This window comes from Streptomyces sp. NPDC047042 (genome assembly GCF_040644035.1).
Classification (GTDB): domain Bacteria; phylum Actinomycetota; class Actinomycetes; order Streptomycetales; family Streptomycetaceae; genus Streptomyces.
This window is the reverse complement of sequence record NZ_JBEYVP010000005.1, coordinates 150,981-169,659: the sequence shown is the minus strand read 5'-3', so window position 1 is coordinate 169,659 and position 18,679 is coordinate 150,981. Positions and strand designations below refer to the sequence as shown.

At 71.6% G+C, this 18,679-nt stretch carries 14 protein-coding genes; 9 read left to right on the top strand and 5 right to left on the bottom strand.

The window, feature by feature from the left end:
- Positions 1-10 precede the first annotated feature (10 nt).
- The 4 genes from ABZ855_RS07135 to ABZ855_RS07120 all read left to right on the top strand — a co-directional run bounded on the left by ABZ855_RS07135 (position 11) and on the right by ABZ855_RS07120 (position 6,805).
- Positions 11-1,150: a CaiB/BaiF CoA-transferase family protein gene (locus tag ABZ855_RS07135; protein WP_360802250.1), complete on the top strand. Its 1,140-nt coding sequence runs from the start codon at positions 11-13 to the stop codon at positions 1,148-1,150.
- A 45-nt stretch (positions 1,151-1,195) separates the two neighbouring features.
- Positions 1,196-2,410 carry an acetyl-CoA C-acetyltransferase gene (locus ABZ855_RS07130; protein WP_360802247.1) on the top strand — a complete coding sequence of 405 codons (1,215 nt, stop codon included), beginning with the start codon at positions 1,196-1,198 and terminating at the stop codon, positions 2,408-2,410.
- Between the two features lie 76 nt (positions 2,411-2,486).
- Entirely contained in the window at positions 2,487-4,670 is a 2,184-nt protein-coding gene (locus tag ABZ855_RS07125) for a 3-hydroxyacyl-CoA dehydrogenase NAD-binding domain-containing protein (protein WP_360802244.1), read from the top strand.
- Positions 4,671-4,846: 176 nt separating this feature from the next.
- The gene (locus ABZ855_RS07120; protein WP_360802241.1) at positions 4,847-6,805 is read left to right on the top strand and encodes a Xaa-Pro dipeptidyl-peptidase; all 1,959 of its coding nucleotides are present in this window, start codon (positions 4,847-4,849) and stop codon (positions 6,803-6,805) included.
- Positions 6,806-6,953: 148 nt separating this feature from the next.
- Here the strand turns inward: ABZ855_RS07120 and ABZ855_RS07115 are convergent, their stop codons facing one another.
- Entirely contained in the window at positions 6,954-7,874 is a 921-nt protein-coding gene (locus ABZ855_RS07115; RefSeq protein ID WP_360802625.1) for an FAD-dependent oxidoreductase, read from the bottom strand.
- A 90-nt stretch (positions 7,875-7,964) separates the two neighbouring features.
- Here ABZ855_RS07115 and ABZ855_RS07110 point away from each other — a divergent pair, with 90 nt between their 5' ends.
- Both ABZ855_RS07110 and ABZ855_RS07105 read left to right on the top strand, forming a co-directional pair.
- Positions 7,965-9,017 carry an oxidoreductase gene (locus ABZ855_RS07110; protein WP_360802238.1) on the top strand — a complete coding sequence of 351 codons (1,053 nt, stop codon included), beginning with the start codon at positions 7,965-7,967 and terminating at the stop codon, positions 9,015-9,017.
- Positions 9,018-9,065: 48 nt separating this feature from the next.
- Entirely contained in the window at positions 9,066-10,709 is a 1,644-nt protein-coding gene (locus ABZ855_RS07105) for an ABC-F family ATP-binding cassette domain-containing protein (RefSeq protein WP_360802235.1), read from the top strand.
- Positions 10,710-11,009: 300 nt separating this feature from the next.
- On the opposite strand, the gene ABZ855_RS07100 is transcribed toward ABZ855_RS07105, so the two are convergent.
- On the bottom strand, positions 11,010-13,376 hold the full coding sequence (locus ABZ855_RS07100) for a Tex family protein (protein ID WP_360802232.1): 2,367 nt from the start codon (positions 13,374-13,376) through the stop codon (positions 11,010-11,012).
- A gap of 193 nt (positions 13,377-13,569) precedes the next feature.
- Between ABZ855_RS07100 and ABZ855_RS07095 the strand changes: the two genes are divergently transcribed.
- Together ABZ855_RS07095 and ABZ855_RS07090 are read left to right on the top strand one after the other, a co-directional pair.
- Positions 13,570-14,532, top strand: a complete 963-nt coding sequence (locus ABZ855_RS07095; RefSeq protein ID WP_360802229.1) for a DJ-1/PfpI family protein — start codon at positions 13,570-13,572, stop codon at positions 14,530-14,532.
- 10 nt (positions 14,533-14,542) lie between these two features.
- Positions 14,543-15,178 carry a DJ-1/PfpI family protein gene (locus ABZ855_RS07090; protein ID WP_360802226.1) on the top strand — a complete coding sequence of 212 codons (636 nt, stop codon included), beginning with the start codon at positions 14,543-14,545 and terminating at the stop codon, positions 15,176-15,178.
- On the opposite strand, the gene ABZ855_RS07085 is transcribed toward ABZ855_RS07090, so the two are convergent.
- Complete coding sequence (locus ABZ855_RS07085) at positions 15,165-15,941, bottom strand: enoyl-CoA hydratase/isomerase family protein (RefSeq protein ID WP_360802223.1); 777 nt, start codon at positions 15,939-15,941, stop codon at positions 15,165-15,167. The genes ABZ855_RS07090 and ABZ855_RS07085 overlap by 14 nt on opposite strands.
- Before the next feature lie 244 nt (positions 15,942-16,185).
- On the opposite strand from ABZ855_RS07085, the gene ABZ855_RS07080 reads away from it, so the two are divergent.
- Positions 16,186-16,704 (top strand): ATP-binding protein, encoded by a 519-nt coding sequence (locus ABZ855_RS07080; RefSeq protein ID WP_360802622.1) that lies wholly within the window; start codon positions 16,186-16,188, stop codon positions 16,702-16,704.
- Between the two features lie 6 nt (positions 16,705-16,710).
- On the opposite strand, the gene idi is transcribed toward ABZ855_RS07080, so the two are convergent.
- Both idi and ABZ855_RS07070 read right to left on the bottom strand, forming a co-directional pair.
- A complete protein-coding gene (gene idi / locus ABZ855_RS07075; protein WP_360802220.1) occupies positions 16,711-17,307 on the bottom strand; it encodes an isopentenyl-diphosphate Delta-isomerase in 597 nt (198 codons plus the stop codon).
- A 232-nt stretch (positions 17,308-17,539) separates the two neighbouring features.
- The gene (locus ABZ855_RS07070; protein ID WP_360802217.1) at positions 17,540-18,478 is read right to left on the bottom strand and encodes a cation diffusion facilitator family transporter; all 939 of its coding nucleotides are present in this window, start codon (positions 18,476-18,478) and stop codon (positions 17,540-17,542) included.
- Positions 18,479-18,679: the final 201 nt, after the last annotated feature.

Sequence of the window (18,679 nt, the reverse complement as noted above, 5' to 3'; positions counted from 1 at the left end):
TGGGGGCTCGATGTCAGTGGCGGGGACGACGGGCAGCGGCGGCCCGCTCACCGGAGTGCGCGTGGTCGAGCTGGCGGGCATCGGCCCTGGACCGTTCGCCGCCATGCTCCTCGCCGACCTGGGCGCCGACGTCGTCCGGGTGGACCGCCCCGGCGGCACCGGACTCGCCGTCGACCCCGAGTACGACGTGACCAACCGCAACAAACGGTCGGTGATCGTCGACCTGAAGGCAGCCGACGGTCCCGCCCGCGTCCTCGACCTGGCCGCCCGGGCCGACATCCTGGTCGAGGGCTACCGCCCCGGGGTCGCCGAGCGCCTCGGCATCGGACCCGAGACCTGCCACGCCCGCAACCCGAGGCTCGTCTACGGCCGTATGACGGGCTGGGGCCAGGAGGGCCCGCTGGCCCGCCGCGCCGGGCACGACATCGCCTACCTCGCCCCGACCGGCACCCTCGGCCTGATCGGCGCCCCGGATCAGCCGCCGCCCGCCCCGGCCAACCTCCTCGGCGACTACGCGGGCGGCTCCCTCTACCTCGTCGTCGGCGTCCTCGCCGCGCTCCACCACGCGCGCGCGACAGGCACCGGCCAGGTCGTGGACGCCGCGATCGTCGACGGCGCCGCCCATCTCGCCACGATGCTCCACGGCATGCTCGCGGCGGGCCGCTGGCAGGACCGGCGCGGCGCGAACCTCCTCGACGGGGGCTGTCCGTACTACGGGACCTACGAGACCGCCGACGGCGGCTATATGGCGGTCGGCGCGCTGGAACCCCAGTTCTACGCCGAGTTCCTCGACCTGCTCGGCATCCCGGACCACGCCGGCTCCCGCAAGGACATCACCCGCTGGAACGACCTGCGCGAGGCCGTCACCGCCCGCTTCAGAACTCGTACGCGGGACGAGTGGGCGGCCGTCTTCGAGGGTTCCGACGCCTGTGTGGCGCCCGTCCTCTCGCTGCGCGAGGCCCCGCACCACCCGCACCTCGCCGCCCGCGGCACCTTCACCGACCACGGCGGCATCACCCAGCCCGCCCCCGTGCCCCGCTTCTCCGTCACCCACACGTCCATCCACAGCGGCCCCGCCCAGCCCGGTTTTGACACGGCGGCCGTGGCGCGCGACTGGGACGTGCCCCGACTCCTGCAGGATGGCGACTGACCTCGGTCGACGCCCGCTCGCCCACCCTCCCCGAAAGGCCCACCAGTGAGCACCGAAGCGTATGTGTACGACGCGATCCGCACCCCGCGCGGGCGTGGCAAGGCGAACGGAGCCCTGCACGGCACGAAGCCCGTCGACCTCGTCGTGGGCCTCATCCACGAGATCAGGAACCGCTTCCCGGACCTCGACCCGGCCGCGATCGACGACGTCGTGCTGGGCGTCGTAGGACCGGTCGGCGACCAGGGGTCCGACATCGCGCGCGTCGCCGCGGTCGTCGCCGGACTGCCCGACACGGTGGCCGGCGTCCAGGAGAACCGCTTCTGTGCGTCGGGCCTCGAGGCCGTCAACATGGCCGCCGCCAAGGTGCGTTCGGGCTGGGAGGACCTGGTCCTCGCGGGCGGAGTCGAGTCGATGTCACGGGTGCCGATGGCCTCCGACGGCGGCGCCTGGTTCAACGACCCGATGACCAACCTCGCCGTCAACTTCGTGCCGCAGGGCATCGGCGCCGACCTCATCGCCACCATCGAGGGCTTCTCGCGGCGCGACGTCGACGAGTACGCGGCCCTGTCCCAGGAGCGGGCGGCGACCGCGTGGAAGGCGGGCCGCTTCGAGAAGTCCGTCGTCCCGGTGAAGGACCGCAGCGGTCTCGTCGTCCTCGACCACGACGAACACCTGCGTCCCGGCACCACGGCCGACTCCCTGGCCCGTCTGAAGCCGTCGTTCGCGGACATCGGCGACCTGGGCGGCTTCGACGCCGTGGCCCTCCAGACGTACCACTGGGTCGAGAAGATCGACCACGTCCACCACGCGGGCAACTCCTCCGGCATCGTGGACGGCGCCTCACTGGTCGCGGTCGGCTCCAAGGAGGTCGGCGAGCGCTACGGGCTGCGTCCGCGCGCGCGGATCGTCTCCGCCGCCGTGTCCGGCTCCGAGCCCACCATCATGCTCACCGGCCCGGCGCCCGCCACCCGCAAGGCGCTCGCCAAGGCCGGGCTGACCATCGACGACATCGACCTCGTCGAGATCAACGAGGCGTTCGCGGCCGTCGTCCTGCGCTTCGCCCGCGACATGGGCCTGTCCCTCGACAAGATCAACGTCAACGGCGGTGCCATCGCGCTCGGCCACCCGCTGGGCGCCACCGGCGCGATGATCCTCGGCACCCTGATCGACGAACTGGAGCGCCAGGACAAGCGCTACGGCCTCGCCACCCTGTGCGTGGGCGGCGGCATGGGCATCGCGACGATCGTCGAGCGGATCTGAACCCCCGGCGGAAACAGCTGAATCAGCGGGATCAGCGGCATCCAGAGACTTCTGAGCTTCTACGGAGACCCTCGTCATGACACAGAGCACCACCATCCGCTGGGAACAGGACCGCACCGGTCTCGTCACCCTCGTCCTCGACGACCCGGACCAGTCCGCGAACACCATGAACCAGGCGTTCCGCGACTCCCTCGCGGTGGTCACCGACCGCCTGGAGGCCGAGAAGGACACGATCCGCGGCATCATCATCACCTCCGCCAAGAAGACGTTCTTCGCCGGCGGCGACCTGCGCGACCTGATCCGGGTCACCCCCGACACCGCCCAGCAGCTGTTCGACGGCGGCCTCGCCATCAAGCGCGACCTGCGCCGCATCGAGACCCTGGGCAAGCCGGTGGTCGCGGCGATGAACGGCGCAGCCCTGGGCGGCGGTTACGAGATCGCGCTGGCCTGCCACCACCGGGTCGCACTCGACGCCCCGGGTTCGAAGATCGGCTGTCCCGAGGTCACCCTCGGCCTTCTCCCCGGAGGCGGCGGAGTCGTCCGTACGGTACGCATGCTGGGCATCGCCGACGCGCTCCTGAAGGTCCTGCTGCAGGGCACCCAGTACAGCCCGCAGCGGGCCCTGCAGAACGGCCTGATCAACGAAGTGGCCGCCACCCAGGACGAGTTGATGGCCAAGGCCCGCGCCTTCATCGACGCCAACCCCGAGTCGCACCAGCCCTGGGACAAGCCCGGCTACCGCATCCCGGGCGGCACCCCCGCCAACCCCAAGTTCGCGGCGAACCTGCCCGCCTTCCCCGCCAACCTGCGCAAGCAGACCAACGGCGCGCCCTACCCGGCCCCGCGCGGCATCCTCGCCGCCGCCGTCGAGGGCGCCCAGGTCGACTTCGAGACAGCGCAGGTCATCGAGGCCCGCTACTTCGTGGAACTGGCCGCCGGACAGACCTCGAAGAACATGATCCAGGCGTTCTTCTTCGACCTCCAGGCCGTCAACTCGGGCGCCAACCGCCCCAAGGGCGTCGAGCCGCGCCCGGTACGCAGGGTGGCGGTCCTCGGCGCCGGGATGATGGGCGCCGGCATCGCCTACTCGTGCGCCCGCGCGGGCATCGACGTCGTCCTCAAGGACGTGACGGCCGAAGCGGCGGCCAAGGGCAAGAACTACTCCGAGAAGCTGTGCGCGAAGGCCGTCTCCCGGGGCCGTTCCACCCAGGAGAAGGCGGACGCGCTCCTCGCCCGCATCACCCCGACCGCCGACCCGCAGGACGTGGCCGGCTGCGACGCGGTCATCGAGGCGGTCTTCGAGGACACCGCCCTGAAGCACAAGGTGTTCCAGGAGATCGAGCACCTCGTCGCCCCGGACGCGCTGCTGTGCTCCAACACCTCCACGCTGCCCATCACCGCCCTCGCCGAGGGCGTCGAACGCCAGGGCGACTTCGTCGGACTGCACTTCTTCTCGCCGGTCGACAAGATGCCGCTCGTCGAGATCATCAAGGGCGAGCGGACCGGGGACGAGGCGCTGGCCCGTGCCTTCGACCTGGTCCGCCAGATCAGGAAGACCCCGATCGTCGTCAACGACTCGCGCGGCTTCTTCACCTCGCGGGTCATCGGGCACTTCATCAACGAGGGCGTCGCGATGGTCGGCGAGGGCATCGAGCCCGCGTCGATCGAACAGGCGGCGGCGCAGGCCGGTTACCCCGCGAAGGTGCTGTCCCTCATGGACGAACTGACGCTGACCCTGCCGCGCAAGATCCGGGCCGAGTCCAAGCGGGCGGTGGAGGAGGCGGGCGGCACCTGGGTCACGCATCCCGCGGAGGCCGTGATCGACCGCATGGTGGACGAGTTCGGCCGTACCGGCCGCAGCGGGGGCGGCGGTTTCTACGAGTACGGGGAGGACGGCAGCCGGACGGGTCTGTGGCCGGGGCTGCGCGAGCACTTCGGGCGGGCGGGCGCCGAGGGGGTGCGGATCCCCTTCGTGGACATGCAGGAACGCATGCTGTTCTCGGAGGCCCTGGACACGGTGAGGCTGCTGGAGGAGGGCGTGCTGACGTCCGTCGCCGACGCCAACATCGGCTCGATCTTCGGGATCGGCTTCCCCGGCTGGACGGGCGGGGTCCTGCAGTACATCAACGGCTACGAGGGCGGCCTGCCCGGTTTCGTCGCCCGGGCGCGGGAGTTGGCGGAGCGGTACGGGGAGCGGTTCGCTCCGCCGGCGCTGCTGGTGGAGAAGGCGGCGAGGGGGGAGGGATTCGGGGACGGGTAGGTTGCGTCCCCGGCCCCGGTCTGGGGGCTGTCGCCCCCAGGCCCCCGCTCCGGCCCTGAACGGGCCTTGTCCTCAAACGCCGGACGGGCTGAAGATGCCGGCCGGCGCCCTCACCCCCTGCTGGCCTCCCAGTTGCCCTCTTCTGTACGGGAGTTGGCGCGGGTACCGTCCGGCGCATGCCAAAACGCACGCGCCTCACAGCCTGGAGAACGCTCGCGACAGCGGCCACCGCCGCTCTCATGGCCGCCCTGCTCACCCCGGCCGTCGCCCACAGCGCCCCACGGGAGAGCAAGCCCGTCTACTCGTACGACAACGCCATCCGCGAGGCCGTCTGGGTGGACACCGGACTCGACGGCGACAGCGACGGGAAGACCGACCGCGTCGCCGTCGACATCGTCCGGCCCCGCGAACCCGCCGCGCAGGGCCGCAAGATACCCGTGATCATGGACGCCAGTCCCTACTACTCCTGCTGCGGACGCGGCAACGAGAGCCAGCGCAAGACGTACGACGCGAGCGGCAACGTCGTCCAGATGCCGCTGTTCTACGACAACTACTTCGTCCCGCGCGGCTACGCCTTCGTCGGCGTCGACCTGGCCGGCACCAACCGTTCCGACGGCTGCGTCGACGTCGGCGGACGCTCCGACATCCAGTCCGCGAAGGCCGTCGTCGACTGGCTCAACGGCCGCGCCAAGGGCTACACGAGCCGCACCGGCACCGACCGCGCCAAGGCGACCTGGACCAACGGCAGAACCGGCATGATCGGCAAGAGCTACGACGGCACCATCGCCAACGGAGTCGCCGCCACCGGCGTCAAGGGACTGAGGACGATCGTCCCGATCAGCGCCATCTCCTCCTGGTACGACTACTACTTCGCCCAGGGCGCCCCCCTCTACGACTCCGGCCCCGACTGGCTGTCCGACTACGTCGAGAGCCCGGCCGCCCGCGCCAAGTGCGCCGCCGTACAGCGGAAGATCGTCGACGGAGCCCCGCGCAGCGGCGACTGGACGTCCTTCTGGACCGAGCGCGACTACGCGAAGGACGCCCGGAAGGTCAGGGCGAGCGTCTTCGTCATCCATGGCCAGCAGGACCTCAACGTCCGCCCCAAGCACTTCGGCCAGTGGTGGGACGCCCTCGCGAAGCGCGGCGTCGAGCGCAAGATCTGGCTCTCCCAGACCGGCCACGTCGACCCCTTCGACTTCCGCCGCGCCGCCTGGGCCGACACCCTGCACCGCTGGTTCGACCACGAACTCCTCGGCTACGACAACGGCATCGACGACGAGCCCATGGCGGACATCGAACGCCACCCCGACCAGTGGGTCACCTCGGCCGTCTGGCCGCCCCGCACCACGCACCCGGTGACCCTGCGCCCCGGCACCGGCGCACAGCCCGGCGTGGGCACCCTGGGCCTGCGGGGGCAGTCCGGCACAGCGACGTTCACCGACGACCCGAGACTGAGCGAGACCGACTGGTCGGCGCAGATCGACACCCCGACACCCAGTAAGACCGGCTTCGTCACCAAGCCACTCACCACGTCCCTGCGCGTGTCCGGCTCGTCCACCGTGACCGTGACGGCCACCCCGAGCACCTCGACGGCCCATCTGACCGCCGTCCTGGTCGACCTCGGCCCCGACACCATCCGCGACTACGCCGACGCGGCCGAGGGCATCACCACGCTCACCGACCGCACCTGCTGGGGCCCGAGCACCACCGGCGACAGCTCGTGCTTCCGCTCGACGCGGGCGAAGACGACCGCCGTCGACTACACGATCTTCAGCCGGGGCTGGGCCGACCTGGGCAACCACGCCTCGGCCGGCAAGGGTGCCCCGCTCACCCCGGGCAAGCCGTACCGGATCACCCTCGACTTGCACGCGAGCGACCACGTCGTCCCGGCGGGCCACCGTCTCGCCCTGATCGTCGCGGGCACCGACAAGGACCTCATCGACCCTCCGTCGACCACCCCGACCCTGACGCTGGACCTGTCCCGTACGACGGCCAGGGTCCCCTTCGTCGGCGGCACGCCCGCGTTCGCCCGGGCCACGACAGGCACGGTCGCGGCCACCCCGACCCCGACCTCACCCCTCCTCGACGGAGTCCAGGCCACACGCACCGCCCACCGCATCCCGTCACCCGCATGACACCGCCCGCCACCAGGTAACGGCCGGGGAGACGATCACCGACTGCTGAACGGGCCGGGGCCGACAGGCCCCGCCCCGTTCAGGGGCGCGGGGAACTGCGCGACCAGCCCCCACCGACCCGCAGTAAAAAACCGTCAGCCCAGCCCCCTTAACCCCCGACAAGCCGCGCAGCGAATCCCGCACAGCCCCATGCGACCGTGATCCCCGCACCCCCGTGCCCATAGTTGTGCACCAACACCCGCCCCCCGGCAACGGGTTCCCGCTCCAGCCGCACCGCCCGACGGGTGGGCCGCAACCCGACCCGATGACCCAGCACCCGCGCCCCCGCGATCTCCGGCCGCACCTCCGCACACCGCCGCAGAATCTCCTCGGCCACCGCCGGATCGGGCACGAGCGACCACTCGTCCTCGTCGGCCGTTCCCCCGCAGATCAAGCCGCCCGGCTGCGGAAAGAAGTACGTGGTCCTCGCATCGCCGTGCCCCGCCGCCGTGAACCACGTCGTGATCCCCGGGTTCTCCACGACGACCAGCTGTCCCCGCACGGGCCGTACCGCCGGATCGGGTACGAGGTCACGCGCACCGAGCCCCGTGCAGTTGACGACGGCGTCCACCGCGTCGGACTCGACGGCCTCGGCGAGATCGCTGACGGACCGTTCCTCCACCACGCCACCCGCCGCGAGGAACCGTTCCCGCAGCCACCCCAGATGCACCGGCATGTCGATCAACGGCAGCAGAGCTCGCAGCCCCTCACCCGTCTCCCGCAGCTCCGGTACCCGCCCGGCCCACGACCCCAGCTCGTCCAGCCGCAGCCCGGCCTGTACACCCTCGACCATGCGTACGCCCGTCTCCCCGGGCCGCTCAGCCAACTCCTGGTAGACGGACAGCGACGTGAGCGCCCATTCCCCGGCGGACGCCTCCGGCTCGATCCGGTACGGCCACCACAGCGCGCCCGCAACCGCCGAGGTGGTCCGCTCGGCGGGCTCCCGCGTCCACACCCGGACCCGCCGGCCGCGCTCGGCCAGCACCACCGCCGTCGTGAGGCCGATGACCCCGCCGCCGACCACGATCACTTCACCACTCCCACGCGTCTTCACCCGGGGACCGTAGCGGAATATGTCATGCCGTGCTCAGATCGGTCCCGGTCTGGGGATACTCACAACATGTCTGCCGAGTACGCCACTTTCGGCCTGGCACCGGCGATGCGTGCCGGTGGAGTCCTCGCCAACGGTGACTACCAAGTCCACCGGGACTTCCTCGACTTCATCGTCGACGGGCGCCCCCTCCTCTACCAGCTGTCCGACCTCGACGCGGTCTCCCCCCTCGCGTCCGACATCCCGCCCGCGATCTTCACCGCCCAGGTCCGCGCCCTGCTCCTGGAGACGGACGCTCCCCTGGAGGGCGGCCGGTACATCATCTACGGCTGTCCCGAGTGCGCCGACCTGGCGTGCGGCGCCGTGACGGCGGCCATCGAGCGGGACGGCGACGACTACGTGTGGCGGGACTTCGCCTGGCAGACGGACCCCCATGCCGACCTGGAGCTCAACGGCTACCACGGCATCGGGCCCTTCCGCTTCACCGGCGCCGAGTACCGGAACGCGCTCGGCTCCCTCCTCGACACCGCGGGGAACGCCGGAGCGCCGGGCTCGGCGGAACCCGGCGCGGCCCGGCGCCGGGTGCTGCTGATCGGCGCCCGCGTCGCCGTCCTCGCCAAGCTCGCCGCCGCGCTGCGCACCATCGGCATCGGCGCGGACATCACCCGGGACGCCACGGACGTGCCGGCCGACGAACTGCGGGGCTACGGTGCGGTCGCCTTCGGCCGGGCGATCGAGGAGACGGAACGTGCCGCCGTACGCCACTCCTTCGAACGCGCGGGCGTCGAAGTGGCGTACGTCGACGGTCTCGCCCCGATCGTCCCGCTCCTCGTCGCCCAGATCGAACACGCCCTCGACCGCAGCCCGCTGGAACGGCGCCGGCTCACCGGTCTGGTCGCCGCCGGGGGAGAGGCGGGCATAGAGGTCACCTCCACCTGCCGCGTCCACCTCACCGCGTACCGCCTTGACCGGCTGTACCGCGCCCACGCCCTCGAGGTCTTCGACGGCATCCTCGAACCCGGCCGGCACCGCATCCCCCTGGAGGCGAAGGCGGTCAAGGGGGAGTCGTTCATCGTGGCGCGTACGTCGGGAACCGTGCTGGTGGAGCCGATGGCCCGGTGAAATCCCGGACGCGACGGCCCGCCGACGGCAGCTAGGATCGGCCTCCTGATGACTGCCACCCTCGTCGCCAAGAACCTCGCCGCCGGCCACGGCGACCGCTCCCTGTTCTCCGGGCTCGACCTCGTCGTCGCGCCCGGGGACGTGATCGGGCTCGTCGGTGCCAACGGCGCGGGCAAGTCCACGCTGCTCAGGATGCTCGCCGGGCTGCTCCAGCCCGAGCAGGGCGAACTGCGTCTCTCCCCGCCGACCGCGAGCGTCGGCCATCTCCCGCAGGAGCCGGAACGCCGGGAGGGCGAGACCGTCCGCGAGTTCCTCGCGCGCCGCACGGGCGTGGCCGAGGCCCAGCGGGTCATGGACGAGGCGACCCAGGCGCTGGTGGACGGAGCGCCGGGCGCGGACGACGCGTACTCGGTGAGCCTGGAGCGCTGGCTCGACCTCGGCGGCGCCGACCTGGACGAACGGGCGGAGGAGGTCGCCGACTCCCTGGCCCTCACCGTCGACCTGGACCAGCCGATGACGTCCCTGTCGGGCGGCCAGGCGGCAAGGGCGGGTCTCGCCTCCCTGCTCCTTTCCCGCTACGACGTCTTCCTCCTCGACGAGCCGACGAACGACCTGGACCTCGACGGCCTCGAGCGCCTGGAACGCTTCGTCAAGGGCCTGCGCGCGGGCACCCTCGTCGTCAGCCACGACCGCGAGTTCCTCACCCGCACGGTCACCAAGGTCCTCGAACTCGACCTCGCCCAGCAGCAGATCAAGCTCTACGGCGGCGGCTACGAGGCCTATCTGGAGGAGCGGGACGTCGCCCGCAGGCACGCCCGCGACGACTACGAGGAGTACGCCGACAAGCGTGCCGCGCTCCAGGACCGGGCCCAGATGCAGCGCGGCTGGATGGACAAGGGCGTCAAGAACGCCCGGCGCAAGGCGAACAACGACAACGACAAGATCGGCCGCAAGTTCCGCAGCGAGGCCAGTGAGAAGCAGGCCGCGAAGGCCCGCCAGACCCAGCGCATGATCGAACGCCTGGACGTGGTCGAGGAGCCGCGCAAGGAGTGGGAACTGCGCATGGAGATCGCGGCGGCGCCGCGCTCCGGCTCGGTCGTCGCGACCCTGCGGGACGCGGAGGTGCGCCGCGCGGGCTTCACGCTCGGCCCGGTGACCGTACAGATCGACTGGGCCGACCGGATCGCGGTCACGGGCGCGAACGGTGCAGGGAAGTCGACGCTTCTGGCCGCGCTGCTCGGCCGGGTCCCGCTGGACGCGGGCCATGCCACGCTCGGCTCGGGTGTGGTGGTCGGGGAGGTGGACCAGGCCCGCAAGCTGTTCCTCGGCTCCGAGTCGCTGCTGGACGCGTTCTGTGCGGCGGTTCCCGACACGGAGCCGGCGGAGGTGCGCACGCTCCTGGCCAAGTTCGGCCTGAAGGCGGACCACGTCCTACGCCCGGCGGCGACGCTGTCCCCGGGCGAGCGCACGAGGTCGGCCCTGGCGCTCCTCCAGGGCCGGGGCGTGAACCTCCTGGTCCTGGACGAGCCGACCAACCACCTCGACCTCCCGGCCATCGAACAGTTGGAACAGGCCCTCGACTCCTACGAGGGCACGCTGCTCCTGGTCACCCACGACCGCAGGATGCTGGACGCGGTGAGGGTGACTCGCCGCTTCGAGGTGGCGTCCGGCAAGCTGACAGAACTCACGTAGCGGCTCGGCTGCGGCCCGGTGGGGCCTGGTCGCGCAGTTCCCCGCGCCCCTAAAAGCCCGCCCAGCCTGCGGGCGGGCATGCGTGCTCGCGCGGCTGCGGCCCGGTGGGGGCTGGCCGCGCAGTTCCCCGCGCCCCTGGGACGGCGCTGCGCGCCCGTCCAACCCGCCCAGCCTGCGGGCATGCGTGCCGCCAGGGGCGGCACGGGTGGGCGCAGGCGGCACCCCGTCAGCGCCGGGCTGCGCGACCCACCCGGCCCCACGCCGGGTGCCCTCTCGACAAAGGGCACCCGGCACCCAGCCTCACCTTCGCTTGGGATCCACCAACCCCGCCTTCCGCAACGCGTCAGCCATCGCACTGTTCCCCGGCGCAGGCGCCCCCTGCCGAGCCCCTCCGCCCCCCTGCCGCTGCTGCCGAGGCTGAGGCGGCCGCCCGCCCCGCTGAGGCCGCCCCCCACCCTGCTGCTCCCCGGAAGGCACCGCCTCGTCGTCCAACCGCAGCGTCAGTGAGATCCGCTTCCGGGGAATGTCGACCTCGAGCACCTTCACCTTGACGATGTCACCGGACTTCACCACGTCATGCGGGTCCTTGACGAACGTCTTCGACATCGCCGACACATGCACCAGCCCGTCCTGGTGGACACCGACATCCACGAACGCCCCGAAGGCGGCCACGTTCGTGACAACCCCCTCCAGCACCATCCCGGAGGCCAGGTCGCCGATCTTCTCGACCCCGTCCTTGAACGTGGCCGTCTTGAAGGCGGGCCGCGGGTCGCGCCCGGGCTTCTCCAGCTCGCGCAGAATGTCCGTGACCGTCGGCAGACCGAACTTCTCGTCGACGAAGTCATCGGGCCGCAGCGACCGCAGCACCGCCGTGTTCCCGACCAGCGACGCCACCCCGCCCCCCGCCGACTTCACCATCCGCCGCACCACTGGATACGCCTCCGGGTGCACACTGGACGCGTCGAGCGGATCGTCCCCGCCCCGGATCCGCAGGAACCCCGCACACTGCTCGTACGCCTTCGGCCCGAGCCGCGCGACCCCCTTCAGCTGGGCCCGTGAGGTGAACGGCCCGTTCGCGTCGCGATGGGCCACGATGTTCTCCGCGAGCCCGGAGGAGATACCGGAGACCCGCGCCAGCAGCGGCGTGGACGCGGTGTTGACGTCGACACCGACCCCGTTCACACAGTCCTCGACCACCGCGTCCAGCGACCGCGACAGCTTCACCTCGGACAGATCGTGCTGGTACTGCCCGACCCCGATCGACTTCGGGTCGATCTTCACCAGCTCGGCCAGCGGGTCCTGCAGCCGCCGGGCGATCGACACCGCCCCGCGCAGCGACACGTCCATGCCCGGCAGCTCCTGCGAGGCGAACGCCGACGCCGAGTACACCGAGGCGCCCGCTTCGGACACCATCACCTTGGTGAGGTTCAACTCCGGGTGCTTGGTGATGAGTTCACCGGCGAGCTTGTCCGTCTCGCGCGACGCCGTACCGTTGCCGATCGCGATGAGGTCGACCGAGTGCGCCTTGGCGAGCCGGGCCAGTTTGGCCAGCGCCTCGTCCCACTTGTTCGCCGGGACGTGGGGATAAATCACGTCCGTGGCGACGACCTTGCCCGTCGCGTCCACGACGGCCACCTTCACGCCCGTACGGAACCCGGGGTCCAGTCCCAGCGTCGCGCGCGTGCCGGCCGGGGCGGCGAGGAGCAGGTCGCGCAGGTTCGCCGCGAACACGTTGACCGCCTCGTCCTCGGCGGCCGTACGCAGCCGCAGCCGCAGGTCGATGCCGAGGTGCACCAGGATCCGGGTCCGCCAGGCCCAACGCACGGTGTCCTTCAGCCACTTGTCGCCGGGACGGCCCCGCTCGGCGATCCCGAAACGGTGGGCGATGATCCCCTCGTACGAGGACGGGCCCTCCGTCGGCTCCTCCGGCTCCAGGACCAGGTCGAGGACGTCCTCCTTCTCGCCGCGCAGCATCGCGAGGACGCGGTGCGAGGGCAGCGCGGTGAAGGGCTCGGCGAAGTCGAAGTAGTCGGCGAACTTGGCGCCCGCCTCCTCCTTGCCCTCCTTCACCTTCGCGGCCAGCCGCCCGCGCACCCACATGCGCTCGCGCACCTCGCCGATCAGGTCCGCGTCCTCCGAGAACCGTTCGGTCAGGATCGCGCGGGCGCCGTCCAGCGCGGCCTGCGGGTCGGCGACGCCCTTGTCGGCGTCGACGAAGGCCGCCGCCGCGGCGAGCGGGTCGACGGACGGGTCCCCGAGCAGCCCCTCGGCCAGCGGCTCCAGACCGGCCTCGCGCGCGATCTGCGCCTTCGTCCGCCGCTTCGGCTTGAACGGCAGGTAGATGTCCTCCAGGCGCGCCTTCGTCTCGGCCCCGCGGAGCTGCGCCTCGACCTCGGGCGTCAGCTTGCCCTGCTCGCGCACCGACTCGAGGATCGCGGTCCGCCGCTCCTCCAGCTCCCGCAGATAGCGCAGCCGCTCCTCCAACGTGCGCAGCTGCGCATCGTCGAGCATCTCGGTCGCTTCCTTGCGGTAGCGGGCGATGAAGGGCACTGTCGAACCCCCGTCGAGCAGCTCGACGGCGGCCCTCACCTGCCGCTCCCGTACGCCGAGTTCCTCGGCGATCCTGCCTTCGATGGACCCTACTTCGATGGACCCGGGTGTCGTCACGATCCCGTACCGCCTTCTCCACTGAGGTTGCGCGGCAATTGTGGCAGGTGGCACCGACAACCGGGGATCAGGGCGCCACGCGGCACGCGAGTCCCCAGCCATGACCCCGGCCCGCGCAGTCGCACGGGGGATGGCAGGAAAGGTGGGGAAATCGGCATTGCGGCCATCGGGCGCACCCGCCAAGAATCGGGGTATGGCACAGCGAACCGTCCTCGTCGTCCTCTTCGACGGCGTCCAGAGTCTCGATGTCACCGGCCCCGTCGAGGTGCTGGCCCAGGCCTCCGCCCGGCACCCGGGCGGCTACCGCATCCGTACGGCCTCGCTGACGGGCGAGCCGGTGCGCACCTCCAGCGGCCTCACCCTCGTACCGGACGGGACGCTCGCCGAGGCACCCGCATCGCACACCCTCCTGGTCCCGGGCGGCCCGGGCTCCCGCGCCGCCGACCCGCGCCTGGTCGAGTGGCTGCGCCTGCAGGGGCCGCACCCCGAGCGACTGGTGTCCGTCTGCACGGGCGCGATACTGCTCGCCGCCGCCGGTCTCCTGGACGGCCTCCGTGCGACCACCCACTGGGCGTACTGCGACAGGCTCGCCCGCGACCACCCCGCCGTCGAGGTCGACCCCGAGCCCATCTACGTACGCGACGGCCGGGTGGCGACCTCCGCCGGTGTCACCGCCGGAATCGACCTCGCCCTCGCGCTCGTGGAGGAGGATCTCGGCCGCGACACCGCGCTCGCCGTCGCCCGTCATCTGGTCGTCTTCCTGCGCCGGCCGGGCAACCAGGCCCAGTTCAGCGCCCAGCTCTCCGCGCAGACCGCCCGGCGTGAGCCGCTGCGCGAGGTCCAGCACTGGATCACCGAACACCCGGACGACGATCTGAGTGTCGAGTCCCTCGCCGCCCGCGCCCGGCTCTCGCCCCGCCACTTCGCCCGCGCCTTCCGCACCGAGACCGGCACGACCCCCGGCCGGTACGTCGACCGGGTGCGCCTGGAACACGCCCGCCGCCTCCTGGAGGACACCTCCGACGGCATCGAGCGAATCTCGCGCGCCAGCGGCTACGGCACCCCGGAGGCCATGCGCCGCGCCTTCGTCAGAAGCCTCGGCACGGCCCCGGCCGAGTACCGCCGCCGTTTCGACCCCGCACCCACCATTCGCTGAAAGGCACGCCATGCAGATCGCCCTGCTGCTCTACGACCGCTTCACCGCGCTCGACGCGGTCGGCCCGTACGAGATCCTCAGCCGGCTCCCGGGCGCGGAGACCGTCTTCGTCGCCGAGGAGACCGGGCCCGTCCGCGACGACTTCGGCACGCTCGCGCTCACCGCCGACCGCACCCTGGCCGACGTACCGCGCCCCGGCATCGTGGTCGTCCCCGGCGGGCCGGGCCAGTCCGCGCAGATGGACAACGAGGCCCTGCTCGGCTGGCTGCGCTCCGCCGACGCCACCAGCACCTGGACGACGTCCGTGTGCACCGGCTCCCTGCTCCTGGCCGGCGCCGGACTCCTCGACGGGCGCCGCGCGACCTCGCACTGGCTGGCCCTGGGTGAGCTGGCGAAGTACGGCGCCGAACCCACGGGGGAGCGGGTCGTGACCGACGGCAAGTACGTCACGTCCGCCGGGGTCTCCTCCGGCATCGACATGGCCCTCACCCTGACCGGCCGGATCGCGGGCGACGAGCACGCCCAGGCCGTACAGCTCGCGACGGAGTACGACCCGCAGCCGCCCTACGACGCCGGCGCCCCGCACAAGGCACCCGCACGCCTGGTCGAACGGCTCCGGTCCCGCAGCAGGTTCAGCGCGGCGTAGGCGCGGATGTGGGCGCCGTCGGTCCGGTCCAGGAGAAGGCCGGCGGACGGCGTTCCAGGAACGCGGCGACGCCCTCGGCGGCCTCGTCGCTCTCGCGCGCCTGTCCGGCCCAGTACGCGTCCCGGTCGGTGCGACCGTCCGCGAACTCCTTCGCCGCGGACTGCGTGAGCCGTGAGCGGGAGGCGAGGACACGGGCGAACTCCGCCACCCGCTTGTCGAGTTCACCCGCCGGCAGCACCTCGTCGAGGAAGCCGGTGCGCAGCGCCCGCTCCGCGTCGATCAACTCGCCCGAGAACAGCAGGTACTTGGTGGTGGCCGGTCCCACCAGGGCCGCCAGTCGCCGGGTGGACGACGCCGCGTACACCAGGCCGAGCTTCGCCGGAGTCACCCCGAAGACCGACCCCTCCTCGGCGAACCGCAGATCGCAGGCGGCCGCGAGCTGTGCCCCGCCGCCCACACAGTGGCCGCGGATCGCCGCCAGCACCGGCTTGGGAAAGGCCGCCAGGGCGTCCTCCGCCAGTACCGCCAGCCGCTGCGCCTCCTCCGGCGAGCCCTTGAGCGTCGAGATGTCGGCGCCCGCGCAGAAGGTCCCGCCCGCTCCGGTGAGCACCAGGACGCGGACGTCCGGATCGGTGGCCAGGGTGGCGAGCAGCGGCGGCAGCGCGCGCCACATGTCGGCCGTCATGGCGTTGCGCTTGGCCGGGTGGCGGATGACGACGGTGGCGATCCCGTCGGCGGCACTGTGGGTCAGCTGCGGCTCCATGCGCCGGATCGTAGCCGCCGGTGCCGGGCGGCCGAACGGCGGCGGTACCAAACCCGTACAACCCGAATAGTTCACGAAGTCGGCACCGCCCGGGCAGCTTCGGTCGCAGATGCCCTCGTGTCGCACGTCATCCGCCAGAAGCGCTCGAAACATGCTGACTTCTGTTCAGTTCTCCGCCGGGGGCCCACCCCTTACCAACACTCGTCGTGTGGTGACAATCGAGCGCGAGGGCGGCGACCGAACGATGGACGACCATGGGCGAGAGTCCGACTCACGCCCAGCGGACGACGGCGTACCCGACGGTCCACCCCTGGAGCACAGACCCCCCGATCCGCTGCCCTACGAAGGGGTGTGGAGGTTCACCGCGCCCGCTGTCGACGCCTCCGTCCCGCAGGCGCGGCACGCCGTCCGGGACCTGCTGTACCGGCAGCGGGTGCCCGCCTCCCCGGATCTGGTGCACGGGCTCCTGCTGATCGTCTCGGAGCTTGCGACGAACGCCGTCCGGCACGCGGCGGTCCTGTCGCCGACGCTCGCCGTGGAGGTCGCTGTGGGCGCCGAGTGGGTGCGGGTGTCGGTGGAGGACAACCACCCCTACCGCCCCACCGCCCTGGAGGCCGACCACGGCCGGACCGGAGGACGCGGTCTGCTCCTGGTCCGCGAGATCGCCAGGGAGGCGGGCGGGGTGTGCGACATCGAGCACACCGCGAGCGGCGGCAAGGTCGTCTGGGCGGCCCTGCCGCTCAGGCCCACGCAGCTGCCGTAGCGGCTGTCACCAGCCGGCCGACGGGCCCGTCAGCTCCCGGACCGCCGGGCGCGCGGCGTCCAGCACGGTCATGAACCAGGCCGAGAACGGGTCCTTCGCATGCCGCTCGGCCAGCTCGGCCGGGGTCACATAGGCCGTGTCGCCGACCTCCTCCGGGTCCGGCGCGAGCGTCGACTGCGCCATCCCGACGAACAGATGGTTGTACTCCTGCTCCACCAGGCCCGACTCCGGGTCGGGATGGTTGTAACGGACCGTGCCCGCCTCCGCCAGCAGCGACGGGGAGACACCCAGCTCCTCGTACGTCCGCCGGGCCGCCGCCGCGAAGGGCGCCTCACCGGGATAGGGGTGGCCGCAGCAGGTGTTGGACCAGACGCCGGGGGAGTGGTACTTGCCCAGCGCGCGCTGCTGAAGGAGCAGCCGGCCCTGCTCGTCGAAGAGGAAGACGGAGAACGCCCGGTGCAGCAGACCCGGTGGCTGGTGGGCGGAGAGCTTCTCGGCGGTGCCGATCGTCGTGCCGTTCTCGTCGACCAGCTCGAGCAAGATCGCTTCTGCGGTGCCGTTCGACGAACTCTTGTGCGTCGCGGTGGCAGGTGTGATCGGCATACCCATCCTTCGCCTCGGTCTTCGAGCCCCAAGTCTGCCGTACGAATCCGGCACTCCCGGCACTTCGCGGCGTCCCCCGCATGTCCGGCGCGAAAGCGTGTCGACAGTGACCGGAAAGTCCATCGTGCCCCCGTTCGACTGCCGGGGAACCGCCGTTGAGGGGGGCTTGAAGAAGAGGACGCGGACGCGCGCCGGACGGCTGCGTTCCGCCGCCGACGCGTGCCGGCCGGGCTCAGAGGCAGAGCTTCGACTCGTGCTCCGCGTGCCCGCCGGGCTCCAGCTGGAAGGTGCAGTGCTCCACGTCGAAGTGGTCGCCCAGACAGCCCTGGAGCTCGTGCAGCATCTTCTCGTGCCCGATCCCGCTCAGCACCTCCGAGCTGACGACCACATGGGCCGACAGCACCGGCATCCCGGAGGTGATCGTCCAGGCGTGCAGATCGTGGACGTCCTCCACGCCGGGCAGCGCCACTATGTGGGCCCGTACCTCCGCCATGTCGACGCCCCGGGGAGCCGCCTCGAGGAGGACGTCCAGGGTCTCGCGCAGCAGCTTCCAGGTACGCGGAACGATCATCAGACCGATGATCACCGAGGCGATGGGGTCGGCCCGCTGCCACCCCGTCGCCATGATGACCACCGCGGAGATCAGCACCGCCAGGGAACCCAGCGCGTCCGCGGCGACCTCCAGGAAGGCGCCCCGCACGTTCAGGCTCTCCTTCTGGCCGCGCATCAGCATCGTCAGCGAGATCATGTTCGCGACCAGGCCGATGAGACCGAAGACGACGGTCGTCCCGCCCTCGGTCTCGGCGGGCGTGACGAACCGCTGGATCGCCTCGTACAGGACGTATCCGCCGACGCCGAGCAGCAGCAGACAGTTCGCGAGCGCGGCGAGGATCTCGGCACGGGCGTACCCGAAGGTGCGGTTGCCGGTGGGCGGACGGTTCGCGAAGTGGATCGCGAGCAGCGCCATGCCGAGACCCAGCGCGTCCGTCGCCATGTGCGCCGCGTCCGCGATGAGCGCGAGCGAATCGGCGACGATCCCGCCGACGAGTTCGACGACCATGACGGTGAGCGTGATGGCCAGCGCGAAACGCAGCCGCCCGCGGTACGCCGCTGCCGCCGTACCCGTGGTCGGCGCGCCGTGCGCGTGTCCGTGATCGTGCCCAGCCCCCATGGAAGCCGCCTCCTGGTGTTCGTGCCGAGTCCCGTCCCGGGATCAGTGAACTACGGGTGGGGGGTATGTGGCAACGCGGCACTGAACACCGTTGTCATGTGCCCTGACCTGCGAAAACGAAACGCAGGTCAGGGGGTGCGGAGATCACCGCCGATCGACGGGAGGGGACGGCGTGAACCGGGCCACCGTTTGTGCGCCGAG

Excerpts from the sequence above, each read along its gene's own strand:
- ABZ855_RS07090 (WP_360802226.1), top strand. The coding sequence starts at position 14,543 with ATGCAGATCGCCCTGCTGCTCTACGACCGCTTCACCGCGCTCGACGCG.
- ABZ855_RS07135 (WP_360802250.1), top strand. The coding sequence starts at position 11 with ATGTCAGTGGCGGGGACGACGGGCAGCGGCGGCCCGCTCACCGGAGTG.
- ABZ855_RS07085 (WP_360802223.1), bottom strand. The coding sequence starts at position 15,941 with ATGGAGCCGCAGCTGACCCACAGTGCCGCCGACGGGATCGCCACCGTC.
- ABZ855_RS07120 (WP_360802241.1), top strand. The coding sequence starts at position 4,847 with ATGCCAAAACGCACGCGCCTCACAGCCTGGAGAACGCTCGCGACAGCG.
- idi (WP_360802220.1), bottom strand. The coding sequence starts at position 17,307 with ATGCCGATCACACCTGCCACCGCGACGCACAAGAGTTCGTCGAACGGC.
- ABZ855_RS07070 (WP_360802217.1), bottom strand. The coding sequence starts at position 18,478 with ATGGGGGCTGGGCACGATCACGGACACGCGCACGGCGCGCCGACCACG.
- ABZ855_RS07125 (WP_360802244.1), top strand. The coding sequence starts at position 2,487 with ATGACACAGAGCACCACCATCCGCTGGGAACAGGACCGCACCGGTCTC.
- ABZ855_RS07110 (WP_360802238.1), top strand. The coding sequence starts at position 7,965 with ATGTCTGCCGAGTACGCCACTTTCGGCCTGGCACCGGCGATGCGTGCC.
- ABZ855_RS07095 (WP_360802229.1), top strand. The coding sequence starts at position 13,570 with ATGGCACAGCGAACCGTCCTCGTCGTCCTCTTCGACGGCGTCCAGAGT.
- ABZ855_RS07080 (WP_360802622.1), top strand. The coding sequence starts at position 16,186 with ATGGACGACCATGGGCGAGAGTCCGACTCACGCCCAGCGGACGACGGC.
- ABZ855_RS07105 (WP_360802235.1), top strand. The coding sequence starts at position 9,066 with ATGACTGCCACCCTCGTCGCCAAGAACCTCGCCGCCGGCCACGGCGAC.